Source organism: Rhodococcus sp. BL-253-APC-6A1W, assembly GCF_012843405.1.
GTDB lineage: Bacteria > Actinomycetota > Actinomycetes > Mycobacteriales > Mycobacteriaceae > Rhodococcus.
Window position 1 is genome coordinate 131,128 of record NZ_JABAFB010000010.1, and the last position, 22,425, is coordinate 153,552.

General features: G+C 72.1%; 1 protein-coding gene. It reads left to right on the forward strand.

Annotated features, from left to right (window positions below; all coding sequences use genetic code 11):
• Positions 1-344 precede the first annotated feature (344 nt).
• Complete coding sequence (locus HF877_RS16650) at positions 345-22,403, forward strand: non-ribosomal peptide synthase/polyketide synthase (protein ID WP_169622303.1); 22,059 nt, start codon at positions 345-347, stop codon at positions 22,401-22,403.
• The last annotated feature ends 22 nt before the right edge of the window (positions 22,404-22,425 follow it).

Here is a 22,425-nt window from a genome sequence, read left to right on the forward strand (position 1 = left end):
ATATCTCCGAGCATTCGGGACATTTACCCCACGCCGAACGTCAGGTACGCCGCCGGCGCGATTCGGGAGAATTCCGGTAATTGTTTCGACAGGGCCTCGGAAATATTCGGTAAAGAATTCCCGGGCACATCCAAGATCGAATTTCGATATCTGGTGTATTTCCGGATACCTCTCGCCGAATGCGGGCGATCCGAAGTCATTCTGGTCTAACTTGGGGGAGTGCTTCCGGTCATGCCGGGAGCACGACACGGGGCCCGGTCTCGGCGAGAGAGGTTCGACGAGCATCGGCCCCGACGCGATGTCGGGGGCGCGCCGTTTACGCCAACATCGCTCTCGGAGGGGACATGTCGTTGCGACAGCGTCGTCTGCAGCTACCACCCGATGCTTTTCCGCTTTCGTCCGCACAACGTTCGATCTGGTTTGCGCAGCAACTCGCACCCGAGGTGCCGATCTGCATCGCCCAGTACGTCGATCTGCCCGGCGAACTCGACATCGACCGGGTACGGCAGGCCGGGTACGTCGGGGGCGGCGAGTTCCAGTCCGCCTACCTCCGGGTCGTGGAGGTCGACGGCGAGCCGTACCAGTACGTCGACCCGGCCTTGGCGGCGAAACCGATCGAAGTGGTCGATTTCCGCGCCGACCCGGACCCGCTCGACGCGGCGCACCGGTGGATGACGGCGGATTACTCCCGTCCGGTCGACCTCGCGCACGAACCGCTGATGAACATGACACTGCTGCGGGTCGGCGATGCCCGCTATCTCTGGTACGGCCGGATCCATCACGTCGCACTCGACGGCTACGCCGCGATGACCATGGTCAACCGCATCGCCGCGCTGTACACCGCGGCCGTCGAGGGACGCGATCCCGATCCGTCGCGCGCCGCCGACCTGCGCACCCTCTACGACTGGGACCGCGACTACCGGGCTTCCTCCCGGTACGCCTCCGACCGGGACTACTGGATGGAGCGCGTCGCCGGCCTCGAGGACGGCTCGTCGCTGGCCACCCGCACCGGCCCGCTCGCTCCGGTCTCGTTGTTGTCGAGCATCCCGTTGCCCGACGACCTGGTGACTGCCCTGACCGCCGTCGACGAGGACGCCGGATCGTCGTCCACCGCCGCGGTGGTCGCCGCGTTCGGGTGCTACCTGGCGCGGATGACCGGCACCGACGATGTGGTGGTGAACCTGCCGGTCTCCGCCCGCACCACCGCCTCGGCCCGCCGCTCGGGCGGCATGCTCGTCAACACCGCACCACTGCACCTGCACATCGACCCGGACGACACCCGCACCGCCCTGGTGCGGCGCGTGCAGCTGGAACTGACCGGGGCGCTGCGCCACCAGCGGTGCAGCATCGAGGACATCCGCCGGGAATCCGGCACCACCGCCCCGCACGCCTACGCCGGTCCCACCATCAACGTGATGCTCTTCCGGCAGGAGATCGTGCTCGGCGACCTGCGCGGCGAATTCCACATCATGACGTCCGGACCGATCGAGGACCTGCTCGTCAATATCTACCAAAGTGGCACTCCGGCTACCACTTTCATCGATTTTCGGGGTAACCCGCACCGGTACGACGACCAGGAGTTACGTGCGCACCATCGCCGGTTCGTGGGACTGCTCACCGCGTTCCTGCAGGCCGACGGCGACGCTCCCGTCGCCGGGATCGATCCGGAGACGGCCGCGATCGGTGTCCAGCGTGCGCGCGCCGCCGAGGCCGCCACCTATTGGCAGGGCGTCCTCGCCGACGCTCCCGACCACCTCGCCTTGCCGCGGCCGGCCGCGAGCCCGGACTCCGCAGCCGCCGATACGGGGGTGGCCGAGTTCGACACCGATCTGCCCGTCGCCCCCGGCACCGCACAGATGCTCCGCGACCACGCCGCCGACCCGGAGTCCGTGCTGGTGGCCGCGACGTCGGTGGTCACCTCGGTACTGACCGGCAGCCGGGACACCCTCGTGGGCGCCCCGTCCGGCACCGCCGTGTTGCCCTTGCGCAGCGACGTCGACCCCGCCGTGCCGTTCGAGCAGTACCTGAACCGGATGCGCGGGCTCGCCCGCGACGCCACCACCCACGCCGACGTCGACCCCGCGGTGCTCACCGGCGCGTCCGTCCCCGTGGCCGTGGGCCTCACCGACTCGTCTGCAACACTCCCGCAGCCCGACAGCACCGCGCTGACGTTGCGCCTCGCCGCCGGCGGCGACGGGGTGCACGTCCACGTCCGGTACCGGCCCGAGGCAGTGGACGAGGACATCGCCCGAGGGTTCGTCACCCGCCTGGCCCGCGTCCTCGATACCGCCGCCACCGCCCCCGCGACCCCGCTCGGCGCTCTTCCCGTCGTCAGCGGCGGCGAACTCGACGGTTTCCTGCCCGCACGTGGCCGGCCGGCGACCTCCCCGCAGACGCTGCCCGAGATCCTGACCGGCGTCGCGGCGATCGTGCCCGACTCGGTCGCCCTGACCTGCGGAGACGACGCACTGACCTACCGGGAACTCGACGAGTGGTCCAACCGGGTCGCGAGAATGCTCGTCGCGGCCGGCGCCGGCGCCGAACGATACGTCGCGCTGGGAATCGGCCGATCCCTCGAATCCGTCGCCGCGATCTGGGCGGTCGCGAAGTCCGGTGCCGCGTTCGTACCGATCGACCCTGCCTACCCCCGCGACCGGATCGAGTACATGCTCGGCGATTCCGGCTCCGTCCTCGGACTGACGACACGGGCGCACCGCGACGCGCTGCCCGACGACGTGGACTGGCTCGTCCTCGACGACCCGGCGGTGCGCACCCGCATCGCGGGCACCGACGCGACCGCACTGACCGACATCGACCGCCGGGCGCCTCTGCGCACCGGCCATCCCGCCTACCTGATCTACACCTCCGGCTCCACCGGCCGCCCCAAAGGAGTCGTGGTCCCGCACCACGGCCTGGCAAATCTGTCGGTGACACTGCACTCGCGGCTCGCCCCCGAGCCCACGGCCCGCGTCTCGCACTTCTCGTCACCGAGCTTCGACGCCTCGATCTTCGAATACATGACCGCGTTCGCCATCGGCGCGACCCTGGTGGTGATCCCCGCCCACGTGTACGGCGGCGACGAACTGGCCCGGTTGCTGCGCGACGAGCGGATCACCCATGCCTTCTCCACGCCGGCCGCACTCGCCTCCGTCGACCCGGCCGGGATCGGCTGCCAGGCGATCACCGTCGCGGGCGAGGCCTGCCCTCCGGAACTGGCGGCCCGGTGGGCTCCCGGACGGCGCATGTTCAACGCCTACGGCCCCACCGAAACCACCATCGTCGTCAACATCACCGACCCGCTCGTCCCCGGCGAACCGATCACCATCGGCACGCCCGTGTGCGGCGTCGACGAGGTGATCCTCGACGCGCGGCTACGCCCGGTCCCCACCGGGGTGACCGGCGAACTCTACGTCGGCGGACCCGGCGTGACCCGCGGCTACCACCGCAACCCGGGACTGACCGCAACCCGGTTCGTCGCCGACCCGCACGGACCCGCAGGCAGTCGCATGTACCGCACCGGCGACGTGGTGCGATGGCGGCCCACCCCCGACGGCGCCCCCACCGCCGAATACCTGGGGCGCTCCGATTTCCAGGTCAAGATCCGCGGGTTCCGCATCGAACTCGGCGAAATCGACACCGCCCTCACCGACCATCCCGACATCGCGTTCGCCGCCACCCTCGGCCGCACCGGTCCGTCCGGCGATACCGTCCTGGTGTCCTACGCGCTGCCCGAACCCGGCCGCACCGTGGACCACGACACGCTCCTCGAGCACCTGGCGCGCCGCCTGCCCGCCCACATGGTGCCGGCCGCGCTCGTCGAACTCGACGAGATCCCACTCACCGCGGTCGGCAAACTCGACCGCCGCGCCCTGCCGGAACCGGTGTTCGGGACCGCCGGCCCGGCCGGCACGGCACCGGCGACGGCCACCGAGGAGACCATCACGCAGGTGTTCGCCGACCAACTCGGCGTATCCGGCATCGGCGTCCACGACAGCTTCTTCGACCTCGGCGGCAACTCGCTGATCGCCACCCGGGTGATCTCACGGCTCAACGACGCACTCGGCGCCGACCTGGGAGTGCGGACACTGTTCGAGGCGCCCACCGCGCACACCCTGGCCGCACAGATCGGCGAGGCCCCCACCGACCGCATCCCGCTGATCGCCGGGCCGCGCCCGGACCGGGTCCCGGTCTCGGCCGCGCAGCAGCGGCTGTGGTTCGTCAACCAACTCGACCCCGGCTCCGCGGCCTACAACATCCCGGTGGCATTGCACCTGGCAGGCCCGCTCGACACCGCGGCGCTCACCGCCGCCGTCACCGACCTGCTCGACCGGCACGAAACGCTGCGCACGGTCTTTCCCGCCACCCCGGACGGGCCGATCCAGCGGGTCGTGCCCACCGGCGACCTCGGGCCGGACCTGACCGCCGTCCCGATCGACGCCGCCGACCTCGACGCCGCCGTCGCCGAATTCACCACCGCCGGTTTCGATGTCACCACCGACCTGCCGGTGCGGGTCCGCCTGTTCACCACCGCCGACGACGAGCACGTACTGGCGGTGGTCGTGCACCACATCGCCGCGGACGGCGCGTCGATGGCGCCGCTGGCCCGTGATCTGGTCTCCGCCTACGCCGCCCGCATCCACGGCGCCGCACCGGCGTGGACACCGCTGCCCGTCCAGTACGCCGACTACACCCTGTGGTTCGACCGGCTGCTCGGCGACCCCGCCGATCCGCAGTCACGGGCCGCGACGCAACTCGACTACTGGCGCGACCGGCTCGCCGGTGCCCCGGACCTGACGGCCCTGCCCACCGACCGGCCCCGCCCACCGCGGCAATCCTTCCGCGGCGACACCGTCCGCTTCGACCTCGACCCGCAGCTGTACCGCGCGGTCGACACGCTGGCCCGCACCGCCGGAGCGACCCCGTTCATGGTCGTGCACGCCGCCCTCGCGGTGCTGGTGGCGCGCCTCTCGGGCAGCGACGACATCACCATCGGCACCCCGGTCTCCGGTCGCGGGGACCCCGCGCTCGACGACCTGGTGGGCATGTTCGTCAACACCGTCGCCCTGCGCAGCACCATCCGCGGCGATCGCGCATTCGGCGACCTGCTCACCGCCGTCCGCGACGACGACCTCGACGCGTTCGCGCACGCCGACCTGCCGTTCGACCGGCTCGCCGACACCCTCGCCGGCGCCCGCTCGGAGGCGTACTCACCTCTGGTGCAGGTGATGCTGGCCTTCCAGAACAACGAGACCGCGCACCTCGCGTTGCAGGACCTGACCATCGACATCGCCGAAATCGACACGGCCACCACAAAATACGATCTGCATCTGCTCCTGAGCGATGTTCCCGGCGACGACGGCACTCCCGTCACCCTCGCCGGAGCCCTGTCGTACGCGACCGATCTGTTCGACCATGACACCGCCGTCGCCTTCGGCGACAGCTTCGTGCGGTTGCTCGCCGCGCTCGTCGCCGCACCTGCCACCCCCGTCGGCGACGTCGATCTGCTCACCCCCGCCGAGCGCACTCGCATCCTGCACGACTGGAACGCCACCACCGCGCCGCGCAGCGACGCGACACTCGGCGACCTGTTCGCCGCACAGGCCGCCGCGACCCCGCACGCCCCGGCCGTCACGGCGGACGGCCACACCCTCGACTACGCCGACTTCGACGCGGCCGCCAACCGCCTCGCCCATGTGCTCCTCGACGCCGGCGCCGGACCCGAACAGGTGGTCGCGCTCGCCGTACCCCGCTCGCTGGACCTGCTCGTCGGCATGTACGCCATCGTCAAGACCGGTGCCGCCTACCTGCCGCTCGACCCCGAGCACCCGCCCGAGCGGCTGCGCTACGTCCTCGACACCGCGCACCCGGTGACGGTACTGACCCGCGAACGCGACCGCCTCACCCTGCCGCCCGGCACCCCCGTCCTGGACTTGGACACCCTCGACACCACGAGCGCACCCGCGACCGCACCCACGGTCGAGCACCGGCCCGGCCCGACCGGCGACACCCTCGCCTACGTGCTGTTCACCTCCGGTTCGACCGGCCGGCCCAAAGGTGTCGCGGTCGCGCACGACGCCATCGTCAACCGGCTGCGCTGGATGCAGCACACGTACCCGTTGACCGCCGCCGACACCGTCGTCCAGAAAACCCCCGCCACGTTCGACGTGTCGGTGTGGGAGTTCTTCTGGCCGCTGCAGGTCGGGGCGCATCTCGTCCTCGCCGAACCCGGCGGCCACCGCGACCCCGCCTACCTGCTGCAACTGATCGACGAACAACAGGTCACCGTCGCGCATTTCGTCCCGTCGATGCTCGAAGTGTTCGTCGACGCCGTCACCGCCGGACGCGGCCGGTCGCTGCGGCTGCTGTTCGCCTCCGGGGAAGCGCTGCCCGCGTCCACCGCCGCTGCGACCCGCGCGGCGCTGCCCGGCGCCGCGCTGCACAACCTGTACGGGCCGACCGAAGCCGCCGTGGACGTCACCGCGTGGCCCACCGGCCCCGCCGACACCGGTGCGGTACCCATCGGCACCCCGGTGTGGAACACCCGCACCTACGTGCTCGACGCGCGCCTGCATCCCGTCCCCCCGGGAGCGGCCGGGGAACTGTATCTCGCCGGCATCCAGCTCGCCCGCGGTTACCTCGACCGTCCCGCACCCACCGCGGAACGGTTCGTCCCCGACCCGTACGGACCCGCCGGCAGCCGCATGTACCGCACCGGCGACCTCGCCACCTGGCGCCGCGACGGTGCCCTGATGTACCTGGGCCGCACCGACTTCCAGGTCAAGGTACGCGGCCTGCGCATCGAACTCGGCGAAGTCGAACAGGTGCTGCGCAGCCACCCCGATGTCGCGCAGGCCGTCGTGGTCGTCTACCGGCGCGAGGACGACCAACTCGCCGGATATGTCGTGCCGCGACCCGACCGCGCCGTCGACACCGCGGCCCTGACCGCGTTCGCCGCCGCCCGCCTGCCGGGCTACATGGTGCCCGCCGCGCTGACGGTGCTCGACCGGCTCCCCGTCGGCCCCAACGGCAAACTCGACCGCCGCGCGCTGCCCGAACCGGCACGCACCGGAGCCACCGCCCTGTACCGGCCGCCGCGCACCCCGCACGAAGAACTCGTCGCCGCGGCGTTCGCGGACCTGCTCGGCAGCCCGACCGTCGGCGCGGACGACAACTTCCTCGACCTGGGCGGCACCTCGCTGCTCGCGATGCGCCTGGCCGCCCGGCTCGCCGCGACCCTCGATACCGACGTCGGGATCCGGGACCTGTTCGACCATCCCACCGTCGCCGACCTCGCCGCGCACCTGAGCGCCCCCGACCGCGCCGCCGCCACCCGGCCCGCGCCGGTCGCCGGCCCCCGGCCCGACCCGATCCCGCTGTCCCCGGCGCAGCAGCGCATCTGGTTCATCAACCAGTTCGACACCAGCTCACCGGCCTACAACATCGCTGTCGCCCTCCGGTTGTCCGGGGACCTCGACCTCACCGCGCTGCGGCACGCCGTGAGTGACGTCGTCGCCCGGCACGAATCCCTGCGCACCCGTTACCCGTTCACCGACGCCGGTCCCGTGCAGGTGGTGGTGCCCGCCGCCGCGGCCCCACCCGAATTCGCGGTGGTGCCCCTCGACGGCACCCCCGACGCCGCGGACCCCGACGCGCAGATCGCCCGCATCGTGGGCGCCGGATTCGACGTGGCCACCGAAATCCCCACCCGCATCCGGGTACTGGCCGTCTCCGGAACCGAACACATCCTGGTGCTGGTCGTGCACCACGTCACCGCCGACGGGTTCTCGATGGGCCCCCTGGCCCGCGACATCATGACCGCGTACACCGCCCGCCGCGCCGGGCAGCCACCGCAGTGGGCCCCGCTGCCCGTGCACTACGCCGACTACACCCTGTGGCAGCACCGCATCCTCGGCGACGAGAACGACCCCACCTCGGTCGCCGCCCGGCAACTCCAGTTCTGGCGCACCACCCTCGACGACACCCCGGAACTGCTCGAACTGCCCCTGGACCGGCCACGCCCCGTGCAGCAGAGCCTGCGCGGCGCCCAGGTGCCGTTCACCGTCGACGCGGCCACCCACCGGCAGCTGGTGGCGGTGGCCCGCCGCCACGACGCCTCGGTGTTCATGGTCGTGCACGCCGCGCTCACGGTGCTGCTCGCGCGGCTCGCCGCCACCACCGACGTCGTCGTCGGCACCCCCGTCGCCGGACGTGGCCACCGCAACCTCGACGACCTCGTCGGGATGTTCGTCAACACCGTCGTGCTGCGCAGCCACGTCGACGAAACCGACACGTTCGCCGACCTGCTCGGCCATCTCCGGGACGCCGACCTCGCCGCCTTCGGGCACGCGGACGTCCCGTTCGAGCGCCTCGTCGAAGTCCTCGACCCGCCCCGGTCCACGGCGTATTCACCGCTGTTCCAGGTGCTGCTCGAGTTCCAGGACACCGAGCGGCCCGACGTCCGGTTGCCGGGGCTGACCGCCTCGGTGCTGGACCTGCAACCGGGACTGTCGCACTTCGACCTGCAGTTGTCGATCGCCGAAACCGCCGACGAGAACGGACCCGCCGGGATCCGCGCCGCGTTCACCTACGCCACCGACCTGTTCGACGAGACCACCGTGGCGTCGTTCGCCGACCGGTTCGTGCGGATCGTCGAGACCATCGGCACCACTCCCACCGTGCCGGTCGGCGACATCGACATCGTCACCGGACGTGAACTCGCCGCGCTGGCCCCCGCCCGCGGCCTGCCGCCGGTCTCCCCCCAGTCGTGGCCGGAACTGCTGTCGTCGATCGCGGCCATCGTGCCGGACGCGGTCGCCCTGTCGTTCCGGGGCCGCGAGGTGACCTACGGCGAACTCGACGAGTGGTCCACGCGCGTCGCGCGGCTGCTCATCGACTCCGGCATCGGACCGGAATCGGTGGTGGCCCTCGGGTTGTCGCGTTCGGTCGAGTCGGCGGCCGTGGTGTGGGCGGTGACCAAGACCGGTGCGGCGTTCGTCCCCGTCGACCCCGCGTACCCACCCGACCGCATCGCCTACATGCTCGCGGACTGTTCCGCTGCCATCGGCATCACCACCACCGACCATGCCGCCGCGCTGCCCGACACGGTGCCGTGGCTGATCCTCGACGATCCGGGCGTGCGCCGCCGCATCGAGGAGACCTCCGATGCGCCCGTGACCGACCTCGACCGCACCGCGCCGCTGCATCTCGACCACCCGGCCTATCTGATCTACACCTCCGGATCGACCGGCCGGCCCAAGGGCGTGGTGGTCACCCACAGGGGCATGGCCAACCTGCACGCCGAGGTGCGCAGCCACTTCACGCTCACCCACACCGCCCGTGTCTCGCACCTGGCGTCCCCGAGCTTCGACGCCTCGATCTTCGAGTTCACCAAGGCGTTCTGCGCCGGCGCCACCTTGGTGATCGTGCCGCCGGACGTGTACGGCGGCGACGAACTGGCCCGGTTGCTGCGCGAGGAACGGGTCACCCACGCCTTCGTCACACCCACCGCCCTCGCCTCGCTCGACCCGGCGGGCCTGGACACCTTGCAGGTGCTCGTCGTCGCGGGGGAGGCGTGCCCCCCGGACCTCGTGACCCGGTGGGCGCCGGGCCGGCAGATGTTCAACGGGTACGGTCCGTCCGAAGCGACCATCGAAACCAGCGTCAGCGCGCCCCTGCAACCCGGGTACACCGTCACCGTCGGCGGCCCCGCCATCGGCTTCCACCAGGTGGTGCTCGACGACCGGCTGCGGCCCGTCCCGACCGGGGTGGCCGGCGAACTGTACATCGCGGGTGCCGGTGTGGCGCGCGGCTACCATCACCGCCCCGACCTGACCGCCGCCCGGTTCGTCGCCGACCCGTACGGCGCGCCGGGGGAGCGGATGTACCGCACCGGCGACATCGTGCGGTGGCGCTCCGACGGCACCGTCGAATATCTCGGCCGCTCCGACTTCCAGGTCAAGGTGCGCGGGTTCCGCATCGAACTCGGCGAGATCGACGCGGCACTGACCGCCCACCCCGAGGTGGTGTTCGCCCACACCCTCGGGCACACCGCACCGAGCGGCGACACCGTACTGGTGTCCTATGTGCTGCCCGAACCGGCCGCCGACCCGGACCCGCACACCCTGCGCACCCATCTCGCCGCGTCCCTCCCGGCGCACATGGTGCCCGCCACCGTCGTGGTGCTCGACGAGATTCCGCTGACCCCGGTCGGGAAGCTCGATCGGCGCGCCCTGCCCGTCCCCGACCTCGCCGCCACCGGCGGCGACTACCGGGCGCCCACCTCCGACGTCGAACGGGTCCTCGCCGGGATCGTCGCCGAGGTCCTCGGCCACCCGCGCGTCTCCGTCGACGACAACTTCTTCGATCTCGGCGGCAACTCGTTGATCGCGACGCGTGTCGTGGCCCGCATCAACACCGCGCTCGGTACCGACGCCGGGGTGCGCGCGCTGTTCGAGGCACCCACGGTGCGGGCGCTGGCGGTGCGTGTCCTCGACGACCACGGGGGCCACGGGCGGGTGCCGCTCACCGCCGGGCCGCGTCCGGAGCGCCTTCCGCTGTCCCCGGCGCAGCAACGGATGTGGTTCGTCAACCAGTTCGACACCGACTCCGCCGCGTACAACATTCCGCTCGCGATCCGGTTGACCGGCCGCCTGGATCTGCCCGCCCTGATCGCCGCCGTGGGCGACGTCCTGGACCGGCACGAGATCCTGCGCACCTGGTATCCGGAAGACGAGCACGGCCCCCATCAGGTGGTTACCGACACCGGCCGGGTTCTCGCCGACCCCACCCCGGTGCCGATCACCGCCGCCGATCTGCCCGGCGCGCTGCTCGAGTTCGTCTCCGCCGGCTTCGATGTCGCCTCGGCCGTGCCGGTGCGGGTGCGACTGCTGCGCGTGCTCCCCGACGAGCCGGACACCGATTCCGGCACCGAACACCCCGGCACCGACCACTCCGACGTGCACGTCCTCGCCGTGGTGGTGCACCACATCGCCGCGGACGGGGCATCGATGGCGCCGCTGGCCCGTGACCTGATGGGGGCCTACCTGGACCGGACCCGCGGCTCCGCGCCGTCCGCCGCGCCGCTGACCGTGCAATACGCCGACTATGCGCTCTGGCAGCAGGCACTGCTCGGCGACCCCACCGACCCCGAGTCCCTGGCCACCACCCAACTCCGCTACTGGCGCGAGACCCTCGCCGACCTCCCCGAACTGCTGCCCCTGCCCACCGACCGGCCCCGACCGGCGCACCGCACCTTCCACGGCGACATCGTGCGGTTCACCCTCGACGCGGACCTGCACCGCCGGATCTCCGCGCTCGCCGCCGCCCACAGCGCCACCGTGTTCATGACCGTGCACGCCGCGCTCGCAGTGCTGCTGGCCCGGTTGTCGGGCACCGACGACATCGCCGTCGGCACCCCCGTCGCCGGCCGCGGACACCGCGCCCTCGACGACCTCGTCGGCATGTTCGTCGACACCGTGGTGCTGCGCACCCCCGTCTCCGGGGGACTGTCGTTCTCCGACCACCTCGACCGCACCCGGGAAATCGACCTGTCCGCGTTCGGGCACACCGAACTGCCCTTCGAAAAACTCGTCGACGCGCTCGCCCCCACCCGAGCCACCGGCCATTCCCCCCTGTTCCAGGTGGTCCTCGAATTCCAGAACAACGAGCGCGCCCACCTCGACCTGCCCGAACTGACCGTCGACGCACTCGACACCGACCTGCCCGTCGCGAAATTCGACCTGCAACTGTCCCTGCAGGAAGAGCCGGACGCGTCGGGAATGTCCGGCGGATTCACCTACGCCACCGACCTGTTCGACGCCGACACCGTCGCCGACTTCGCGGACCGGTTCGTGCGGCTGCTCGACGCGGTCACCACCGACCCGCAACGACCCGTCGGCGACGTGGACCTGCTCGCCCCCGGCGAACATCCCCGCCGCGCCGACGCACTACGCGTCCCCGGCACCGACACCCTGCTCGACCTGTTCCGCCGCGGCGCCGACCGCGATCCCGACGCCGTCGCCGTCACCGCCGCGGACGGCGACCTCACCTACCGGGACCTCGACGCGCGGGTGCACCGGCTGGCGCGGCTGCTGCTCGGCCACGGCGCCGGGCCGGGCACCCTCGTCGCCGTCGCGCTGCCCCGCACCTCCGACCTCGTCGTCGCGCTCCTCGCGGTGCTGGAGACCGGGGCCGGCTACCTGCCCGTCGACGTCAGCTTCCCGGCCGAGCGGCTTGCCCACATCTACCGCGACGCGCAACCGGTGTGCACCGTCACCACGGACGATCACGCCGGGTCGCTGCCGGACACGCCCGCACCGGCGATCCACCTCGACAGCCCGGAGGTGCACGCGGAACTCGCCGCGCTGCCCGGTACCGCCCTGACCGACGCCGACCGGCACGGCCCGCTGCATCCCGAATTGACCGCGTACGTCATCTACACCTCCGGCTCGACCGGCCGGCCCAAAGGCGTTGTCGTGCCGCACCGCACCGTCGTCACGCTGCTCGACGACACGCGGGAGATGTTCGGATTCGATCACCGCGACGTGTGGACGATGTTCCACTCCTACGCCTTCGACTTCTCGGTCTGGGAACTGTGGGGCGCCCTGGCCCACGGCGGCCGGCTCGTCGTGGTCGACTACCACACCGCCCGCGCCCCCCAGGACTTCCTGGAATTGCTGCGCCGCGAGCAGGTCACCGTCCTCAACCAGACCCCCACGGCGTTCTATCAGCTCATCGAAGCCGACCGCGCCGCCGGCGGTGCGCCCCTGCCACTGCGCCGGGTGATCTTCGGTGGTGAGGCCCTCGACCTGGCGCAACTCGAACGGTGGTACCGCCGGTACGGCGACACCGCCCCGACGCTGGTGAACATGTACGGCATCACCGAAACCACCGTGCACGTCACCGCCCTGGCTCTGGACCGGCACCGCGCCGCCACCGCCACCGCCAGCCTCATCGGTGATCCGCTGCCCGCACTGCGGTTGCATCTGCTCGACGCCCGGCTGCACCCGGTGGCGCCCGGCGTGGCGGGAGAACTGTACGTGTCGGGGGAGCAGTTGAGCCACGGCTACCTCGGGCGTCCCGACCTGACAGCGTCCCGGTTCGTCGCCGACCCGTACGGTCCGCCCGGGGCGCGGCTGTACCGCACCGGCGACCGCGCCCGCCGTACCCGCGACGGTGACCTCGAGTACTTGGGGCGCAGCGACTTCCAGGTGCAACTGCGCGGGTTCCGCATCGAACTCGGCGAAATCGAAACGGTGCTGCTGCGCTGCCCCGGCGTCGCCCGCGCCATCGCGGTCGTGCACACCGACGACCGGTCCGGCACCGACCGGATCGTCGGCTACGTCGTCCCCGAAACAGGCACCGACCTCGACGTAACCGCCACCCTCGACCGCGCCGCGGCGGATCTGGCCGCCTACATGCTGCCCGCCACCCTCGTCGTCCTCGACTCGCTGCCGGTCACCGCCACCGGAAAACTCGACCGGCGGGCGCTGCCCGCGCCCGACTTCGCGGACCGCACCAGTTCCGGCCGCGCACCCACCGACGGCGTCGAACGGACCCTCGTCGATCTGTTCGCGCAGGTCCTCGGACTCGACACCGTCGGGGTGGACGATTCGTTCTTCGCCCTCGGCGGCGACTCGATCATGTCCATCCAACTGGTCTCCCGCGCCAAAGCTCTCGGCCTCGACCTCACGCCGCGCGCCGTGTTCGAGCACAAGAGCCCCGCCGGTCTCGCCGCGGTCGCCGGCACCACCGACGCCCCCGCGGTGCTCCCCGAACTGCCCGGCGGGGGAGTCGGCGCGCTGCCGCTACCCCCGATCGTGCACTGGATGCTCGACCGCGGCGGCCACTTCGACCGGTACTCCCAGGCGGTGCTGTTGCGCCTGCCCACCGGACTCGACGACGCCACCCTCACCGCGGTCGTCGACGCCGTGCTCGACCGGCACGACATGCTGCGGGCCCGCCTGGTCCCCGACCCGGCCTCACCCGCCGGATACGGCCTGCACGTCGACCCCCCCGGCACCGTCACCGCCGGCACCGTCGTCCACCGGGTCCCGGTGACCAGCGCCGCCGACACCGACGACTTCTTCGCCCTCGCCGCCACCGAACTCGACGCCGCCGCCGACCGTCTCGACCCGACCGCCGGGCACGTGCTGCAGATCGTGTGGTTCGACGCCACCAGCGGCGCCGGACGGGTGCTCATCGTCGTCCACCACCTCGCCGTCGACGGCGTGTCGTGGCGCATCCTCGTACCCGACCTCGCCGCCGCCTGGGGTGTCGCCGCCCACGACGACCCCGCCGGGCCGCTGCTGCCACCCCCGGCCGGGACTTCGGTGCGGCGCTGGGCGCACGCCCTCGTCGACGCCGCCCACGATCCGTCGCGCCGCGCCGAAGCCGACTACTGGCGCGACATGCTCACCGGCGACGACCCGCCGCTCGGCCACCGGCCGTTCGACCCGGCCCGCGACACCAACGACACCGTCACCAGCGTCGTCGCGGATCTGCCCACCGCCGTCACCGACGCGATGCTCACCACCGTGCCCGCCGCCTTTCACGGCAGCGTCGACCACGGTCTGCTCACCGCCGTCGCCCTCGCCGTGACCGGATGGCGACGCGAGCGCGGTGAGGACACCACCAGCGTGCTGCTCAACCTGGAAGGGCACGGCCGCGATACCGCCGCCGCCCCGGGCGCCGACCTGTCGGGCACCGTCGGCTGGTTCACCACCATCCACCCGCTGCGTCTGGACCTGTCCGGCATCGACCTCGACGACGCGCTGGCCGCCGGTCCCGCCGCCGGCCGCGCCGTCAAAACCGTCAAGGAAAACCTCGCGGCCGTCCCCGACCACGGCATCGGCTACGGGCTGCTGCGCTACCTCGACGCCGACACCGGCCACCAGCTCGCCGCCCACCCTGCACCCCAGATCAGCTTCAACTACCTCGGACGTCCCACCGCCGGCACCGGCGGCGGCACCGACATCCCGTGGCTGCCCGTCGCCGGGTTCCCGCACGGCGGCACCCAGGACCCCGACATGCCGGCCGCCGCCGTCGTCGACATCAACGCCGTCACCGTCGACACCCCCGACGGACCGGTCCTGCGCGCGCACTGGTCCGCCCCCGCCGGTCTGCTCGACACCGCCGACCTCACCGAACTGAGCGACCGGTTCACCGCCGCGGCCACCGCGCTGACCCGGCACACCCGCAACCCGGACACCGGGGGACTGACCCCGTCCGACCTGCCGCTGGTGCGGCTGCCGCAGGACACCATCGAAGACCTCGAACAGCGCTACGGGCCTCTCGACACGGTGTGGCCCACCGCGCCGCTGCACACCGGGCTGCTGTTCCACGCGTTGCTCGCCGGGGACGACCCCGACGCCTACATCGTGCAACTCGTCCTCGACCTGCGCGGCCCCCTCGACCCCGCCCGGTGGCGGCGCGCCCTCGAGATGCTGCTCGACCGGCACCCCAACCTGCGGGCCGCGTTCACCACCGGCCCCGACGGCCACCTGCAGGTCGTCCCCACCCACGTCGATGTCCCGTTCACGGTCGTCGACACCACCGACGACCCCGATCCCGACGCCGCCGCGACGGAACTGCTCGACACCGACCGGCACACCCGCTTCGACACCACGCACCCGCCGCTGCTGCGCGCCACCGTCATCCGCACCCACCCCGACCGGCACCTGGTCGCCCTGACCAACCATCACCTGCTGCTCGACGGCTGGTCCACCCCCGTCCTGATCCGCGAACTGCTGGTGCTCTACGCCACCGACGGCGACCCCGCAGTCCTGGACCGTCCGCACAGCTACGGCACGTACCTGCAGTGGCTTGCCGACCGTGACCCGGCCGCATCGATCGACGCCTACCGACATGCCCTCGACGGTCTCGACGAACCGACCCTGCTCGCCCCGCAGCACCGGTCCGCGCACGGCGCCGGCATCTCCGAAGACCTCGACATCGACCTCGACCCGACGCTGTCCGCGCGCCTCGACGAGATCGCCGTGGCACGCGGCGTCACCGTCAACACTCTCGTCCAGACCGCGTGGGGGCTCGTCCTCGGAGCGCTCACCGGCCGCACCGACGTGGTGTTCGGCGCCACCGTCTCCGGTCGTCCACCGCAGGTCGCCGGCATCGAATCGATGGTGGGCCTGTTCATCAACACCGTGCCGGTCCGGGTCGCGGTCCGCCCCGGCGACACCGTCGGCGGACTCGTCGACCGGGTCCGGTCGGAACAGACCGCGCTGCTCGACCACCACCACATCGACCTGAGCACCCTCGACCGGCACGTCGGTGCCGCCGCCCGCTTCGACACCCTCACCGTCTTCGAGTCGTATCCGGTCGAACGCGCCGGCCTCGACCGCGACACCGACATCGGCGGCATCCGGGTGGCCGACATCACCGGCCGCGACGCCGCGCACTACCCGCTCAGCGTCGTGGTGCACACCGACGACGCGGTACACCTGCGGATGAAGTACCTCCCGGAGGTGTTCGACCGCACCGAGGTCACCACCATCGCCGACCGCATCGCCCGCACCCTCGACGCGCTCGCCGGCGACCCGACCGCACCCGCCGCCGGCATCGACGTACTCACCACCACCGAACGGCGCACCCTCACCCCGATCCACGGACCGGTCGGCGGTAGCGTCGCCACCCTGCCCGACCTGCTCACCGCCACCGCCGCCGCGCATCCCGACACCGTCGCGGTGCTCGACCTCACCCCCGGCGGCACCGACCGCACCGTCACCTACCGCGACCTCGACGAGCGCTCCACCCGGCTGGCCCGGGTCCTGCTCGACGAGGGCATCGGGCCGGAAACCTTCGTCGCGCTCGGCATCGCCCGCTCCGTCGAATCCCTCGTCGCACTGTGGGCGATCACCAAGACCGGTGCGGCGTTCGTCCCGGCCGATCCCCGCTACCCGGCCGAGCGGATCGCGTTCATGCTCGACGACTGCGGTGCCACCGTGGGCCTGACCACCATCGCACACGTCGCCGACCTGCCCGGCACGGTCCGCTGGCTCGTCCTCGACGACCCGGCCCTGACCGGGCCGCTCGCCGCCACCGATCCGGCACCGATCACCGACCGGGACCGCATCGTGCCGCTGCGCCTCGACCACGCCGCCTACGTGATCTACACCTCCGGTTCGACCGGCCGCCCCAAAGGGGTGCTCACCACCCACCGCAGTCTCGACAACTTCGCGCGCGAGCAGCAGGACCGGTTCCGCGCCGGACCCGGCGCCCGCGTCCTGCACTTCTCGTCCCCGAGTTTCGACGCGTCGATCTTCGAATACCTGCTCGCGTTCGGGTCCGGTGCCACCCTCGTCGTGATTCCTCCGCACGTGTACGGCGGCGCCGAACTCGGTCGCCTGCTGCGCGAGACCGGCGTGACCCACGGGTTCCTCACCCCGGCCGCGCTCGCGTCCCTCGACCCGGCCGACCTGACCGCGTTCGTCGACCTCGCCGTCGGCGGCGAAGCGTGGCCCCCCGAACTGCGCGACACCTGGGCGCCGCACCGCCGCCTCGTCAACGGGTACGGCCCCACCGAGACAACGGTCATGGCCGCGATCAGCGACCCGCTCGGTCCCCACGACCCACTCACCCTCGGCGGTCCGCTGCGCGGAGTGCACGCCGTGGTGCTCGATCCCGCGCTGCGCCCGGTCCCGCACGGCGTCGCGGGGGAGTTGTACCTGGCCGGATTCGGGCTCGCCCGCGGCTACCATGCCCGGCCGGCGCTGACCGCCTCCCGGTTCGTCGCCGACCCGTACGGCACGCCGGGGGAGCGCATGTACCGCACCGGAGACATTGTGCGGTGGACCGGCGATCCGGACGACGGTCCCGGTCTCGAATACCTCGGCCGCGCCGACTTCCAGGTCAAGATCCGCGGGTTCCGCGTCGAACTCGGCGAGATCGACGCCGCCCTGACCGCCCATCCTGCGGTGTCGTTCGCGGTGACCGTCGCACACACCGCACCGAGCGGCGACACCGTGCTCGTCGGGCACGTCCACCCCGCAGCCGGCAGCACCATCGACCCCGACGACATCAAAGACCATCTGGCACAGCTCCTTCCGGAGCACATGGTGCCGACCGCCGTCACCGTCCTCGACACGATCCCACTCACCCCGGTCGGCAAACTCGACCGCCGTGCCCTGCCCGTCCCGGACCTGACCGCCACCGGCGCCTACGAGCCACCCGACGGCGACCTGGAAACCGCCGTCGCCGACGAGCTCGCCGACGTTCTCGGACTCGAGCGCATCTCCGTGACCGACAACTTCTTCGACATCGGTGGCAACTCCCTGATCGCGACCCGCGCCGTGGCCCGCCTCGGCGACCGGCTCGGCCGCGACATCGCCGTCCGCACCCTGTTCGAAGCCCCCTCCGTGCGGATGCTCGCCACCCGACTCGATACCGACACCGCCCCCGGCCGCGACACCGCCGGCCCGGCTCCGCGGCCCCGCCCCGACCACATCCCGCTGTCCCCGGCGCAGCAACGCCTCTGGTTCCTCAACCAGTTCGACCCCGGCAGCGCCTCCTACAACATCCCCCTCGCCATCCGGCTCAGCGGCCACCTGTCCCCGGCCGCGCTCGGGGCAGCGCTGCACGACGTCATCGCACGGCACGAGAGCCTGCGCACCGTCTACCCGGCCTCCGCCGCCGGGCCGCGGCAACGCATCCTCGACGCCGACGACGTCCCGCTGACCGTCGACGTGGTGCCGGCCGACGCCGACGGCGTGTACAGCGCCGTCGCCGACTTCCTCGCCACCGGATTCGACGTCACCGTCGACATCCCGTTCCGGGCCCGGGTGTTCGCCCTCGACCGCGACGAGCACCTCGCCGTGCTCGTGGTGCACCACATCGCCGCCGACGGTGCTTCCACCGTCCCGCTCGCCCGCGACCTGCTCGGCGCCTACCAGGCCCGCAGCCGCAACGAAGCCCCCACCTGGACACCGCTGCCCGTCCAATACCCCGACTACACGCTGTGGCAACTCGACCGGCTCGGCGACCCCACCGACCCGCAGTCCCTCGCCGCCGCGCAGGCCGAGTACTGGCGCACCACCCTCGACGGCCTGCCCGACGTGCTGACCCTGCCTACCGACCGGCCGCGGCCGGCCCAGCAGTCGTTCCGCGGCGACATCGTGCGGTTCCCGATCGATCCCGCGCTGCACAGCCGGCTCACCCGGCTGGCCTCCGCGCACGGCACCACCTTGTTCATGACCGTGCACACCGCTCTCGCCGTGCTGCTGGCCCGCCTGTCCGGCAGCGACGACATCGCCATCGGGTCCCCGATCGCCGGGCGCGGGCACCGCGCACTCGACGACCTGATCGGCATGTTCGTCAACACCGTCGTGCTGCGCACCCGGATCCCCGGCGCCGCACCGTTCACCACCCTGCTCGACAGCGTCACCCACGACGACCTCGACGCGTTCGCCCACACCGACCTGCCGTTCGAACGGGTCGTCGAGGCGGTCGAACCGGCCCGCTCGACCGCGCATTCCCCGCTCTTCCAGGTTTCGCTCGAATTCCACAACACCGAACGGCCCGCGCTCGAACTGCCGCACCTGACCGTCGAGGGAGTCCAGCTCGACCCGCAGTCGTGCAACTTCGACCTCGAACTGCTCCTCGGCGAATCCGCCGACCCGGCCGGCGGCATGGACGCCGCGTTCGTCTACGCCACCGACCTGTTCGATCAGGACACCGTCGCCCGATTCGCGGACCGCTTCGTCCGGCTCCTCGACGCCGTCACCACCGATCCCGGCGTCCCCGTCGGCGATCTGGACCTGCTCACCGACTCCGAACGGGCGGCGCTGGTGCCCGCCACCGGTCCGGCGGGCGAACCGACACGGTTGTGGCCGGACCTGCTCGACGACGCCGTCGCGGCGAACCCCACCGGGACCGCGCTCGTCGACGGCGACACCGTGTTGAGCTACCGGGATGTCGAGGCGCGCTCCGCTGCGCTGGCCCGGTTGCTGCTCGACCGGGGAGCTGCCCCGGACACGGTGGTCGCGCTCGCGTTGCCGCGTTCGGCAGAGGAGATCACCGCGGTGTGGGCCACCACCCGCACCGGCGCCGCGTTCGTCCCGGTCGACCCGACGTACCCGGCGGACCGCATCGCCTACATGCTCGACGACAGCGCCGCGACACTCGGTGTCACCGTCGCCGCCCACCTCGAACACCTGCCCCGCACGGTGCAGTGGCTCGTCCTCGACGACGACGAGATCCGCGACGACCTGGCACACCGCAGTACCGGCCCGGTCACCGACGCGGACCGCGCCGCACCGCTGCGCCCCGACCATCCCGCTTACCTCATCTACACCTCCGGGTCGACGGGCCGGCCCAAGGGAGTGACCGTCACCCACCGCGGTCTCGGCAACCTCGCCGCGGACGAACGGCACCATTTGCGGGTCGCGCAGGACAGCCGCGTCTCGCACCTGGCCTCACCGAGCTTCGACGCGTCGATCTTCGAACAGATGATGGCGCTGTGCGCGGGCGCCACCCTGGTGCTCGTGCCCTCCGAGGTGTACGGCGGGGAAGACCTCGCCGCTGTGCTGCGGCACCACCGCGTCTCGCACGCGTTCGTCACGCCCACCACGCTGGCGTCGCTCGACCCCACCCAGGTCCCGGACCTGCAGGTGCTGCTCGTCGCGGGGGAGGCGTGCCCACCGGAACTGGTGACGCACTGGGCCGACGGGCATCGCATGATCGACGCGTACGGCCCCACCGAGGCGACGATCATGACCTCGCTCGGGGAGCCGCTGAATGCCGGCGACCACGTCACCATCGGCCGTCCCACCCGCGGCGCCACCGCCGCCGTCCTCGACGCCCGGCTCGGGCCCGTGCCGGTGGGGGTGGCCGGGGAACTCTACGTCGCCGGCGCAGGACTGGCCCGCGGCTACCACCACCGGCCCGGCCTGACCGCCACCCGGTTCGTCGCCGATCCGTACAGCGACCGTCCCGGCGCCCGCATGTACCGCACCGGCGACGTCGTGCGCTGGACCGGCGACCACCGGCTCGATTACGTGGGCCGTTCCGACTTCCAGATCAAGGTGCGCGGGTTCCGCATCGAACCGGGGGAGATCGACACCGTCCTGACCGCCCACGACGACCTCGACTTCGCCCACACCCTCGGCTACACCGCACCGTCCGGCGAAACCGTGCTGGTCAGCTACGTGCGGGCCACCACCGTCCCCGCACCCGACCCGTCCGCGCTCCGGGACTTCGCCGCCGCCCGCCTCCCGGCGCACATGGTGCCCACCGCCGTGGTCGCGCTCGACGAGATCCCCCTCACGCCCGCCGGCAAACTCGATCGGGGTGCGCTCCCGGTCCCCGAGTTCGCCGGCATCTCCGGGGCACACCGCGCCCCGGCCGACGAACTGGAACGCACCGTCGCGGACGTCTTCGCCGACCACCTCGGGCTCGACACGGTGTCGGTCGACGACAGCTTCTTCGCCCTCGGCGGCAGTTCACTGCTCGCGACCCGGCTGGTACCGGACCTGTCCCGCCGCCTGGACCGGCGGATCCCGCTACAGGTGCTGTTCGCCCATCCCACCGTCGCCGACCTCGCCGCCCATCTGCGCGCACCGGGGGAGCAGGACACCATCGACGACGCGCTGCGGATCCTGGTCCCGCTCCGCACCGGCACCGGACCGGCGCTGTTCTGCGTCCACCCGGCCGCAGGCCTGGCCTGGGCGTACACCGGGCTGACCGAACGGCTCGGCGGGCGCGGCGTCTACGGCCTGCAACTACCGGCGCTGAGCACGGGAGAGATCGTCGAATCGATCCCGGCGCTGGCCCGCCGCTACGCCGACGAGATCCGCCGCGCGCAGCCGGACGGTCCCTACCACCTGCTGGGCTGGTCCCTCGGCGGGGTCGTCGCACACGCCGTCGCCGTCGAACTGCAACGCGGTGGAGCCCCCGTCGACACCCTCGCGCTGATCGACAGCCATCTCGGTGTTCCCGGCGGTTCGGCGCCGGTCGAGGTCAAGGACATGCTCCGCGATCTCGGGGTCGCCACCAACGGCGGGCCGGACCCCAGCTACGACGATGCACTGGACCTGCTCGAGGACACGCTCGGCGGTCCCACCGGACTGACACCGCGCCATCTCGAACGGTTGCACCTCGGGTCGGCCGCGGCCACCCGCGCGGTGCGGCGTCATTCGCCGGACACCTTCCTCGGCGACGCGCTGTTCTTCACCGCCCTGCGGTCGTCGACCTCGGTGCCGGCGGTCACCGCGTGGCACGACCTCGTCGACGGGATGCTGCACCAGTACCGTCTCGACGTCGAACACCACGAGATGGTGGCGGCGCCGGCGGTGGACACCATCGCCGCGGTGCTCCGCGCCCGGCTCGAGGAGAGCGATTCGCACCTGCGGCGAGGGCGGCGGTACCCGCCCATCGGTACCGGATCGCGGCGGTGAACCGCGCCCGGCACGTCGGGCC

Coding starts and splice junctions, on each gene's coding strand:
- HF877_RS16650 (WP_169622303.1), top strand. CDS start 345: ATGTCGTTGCGACAGCGTCGTCTGCAGCTACCACCCGATGCTTTTCCG.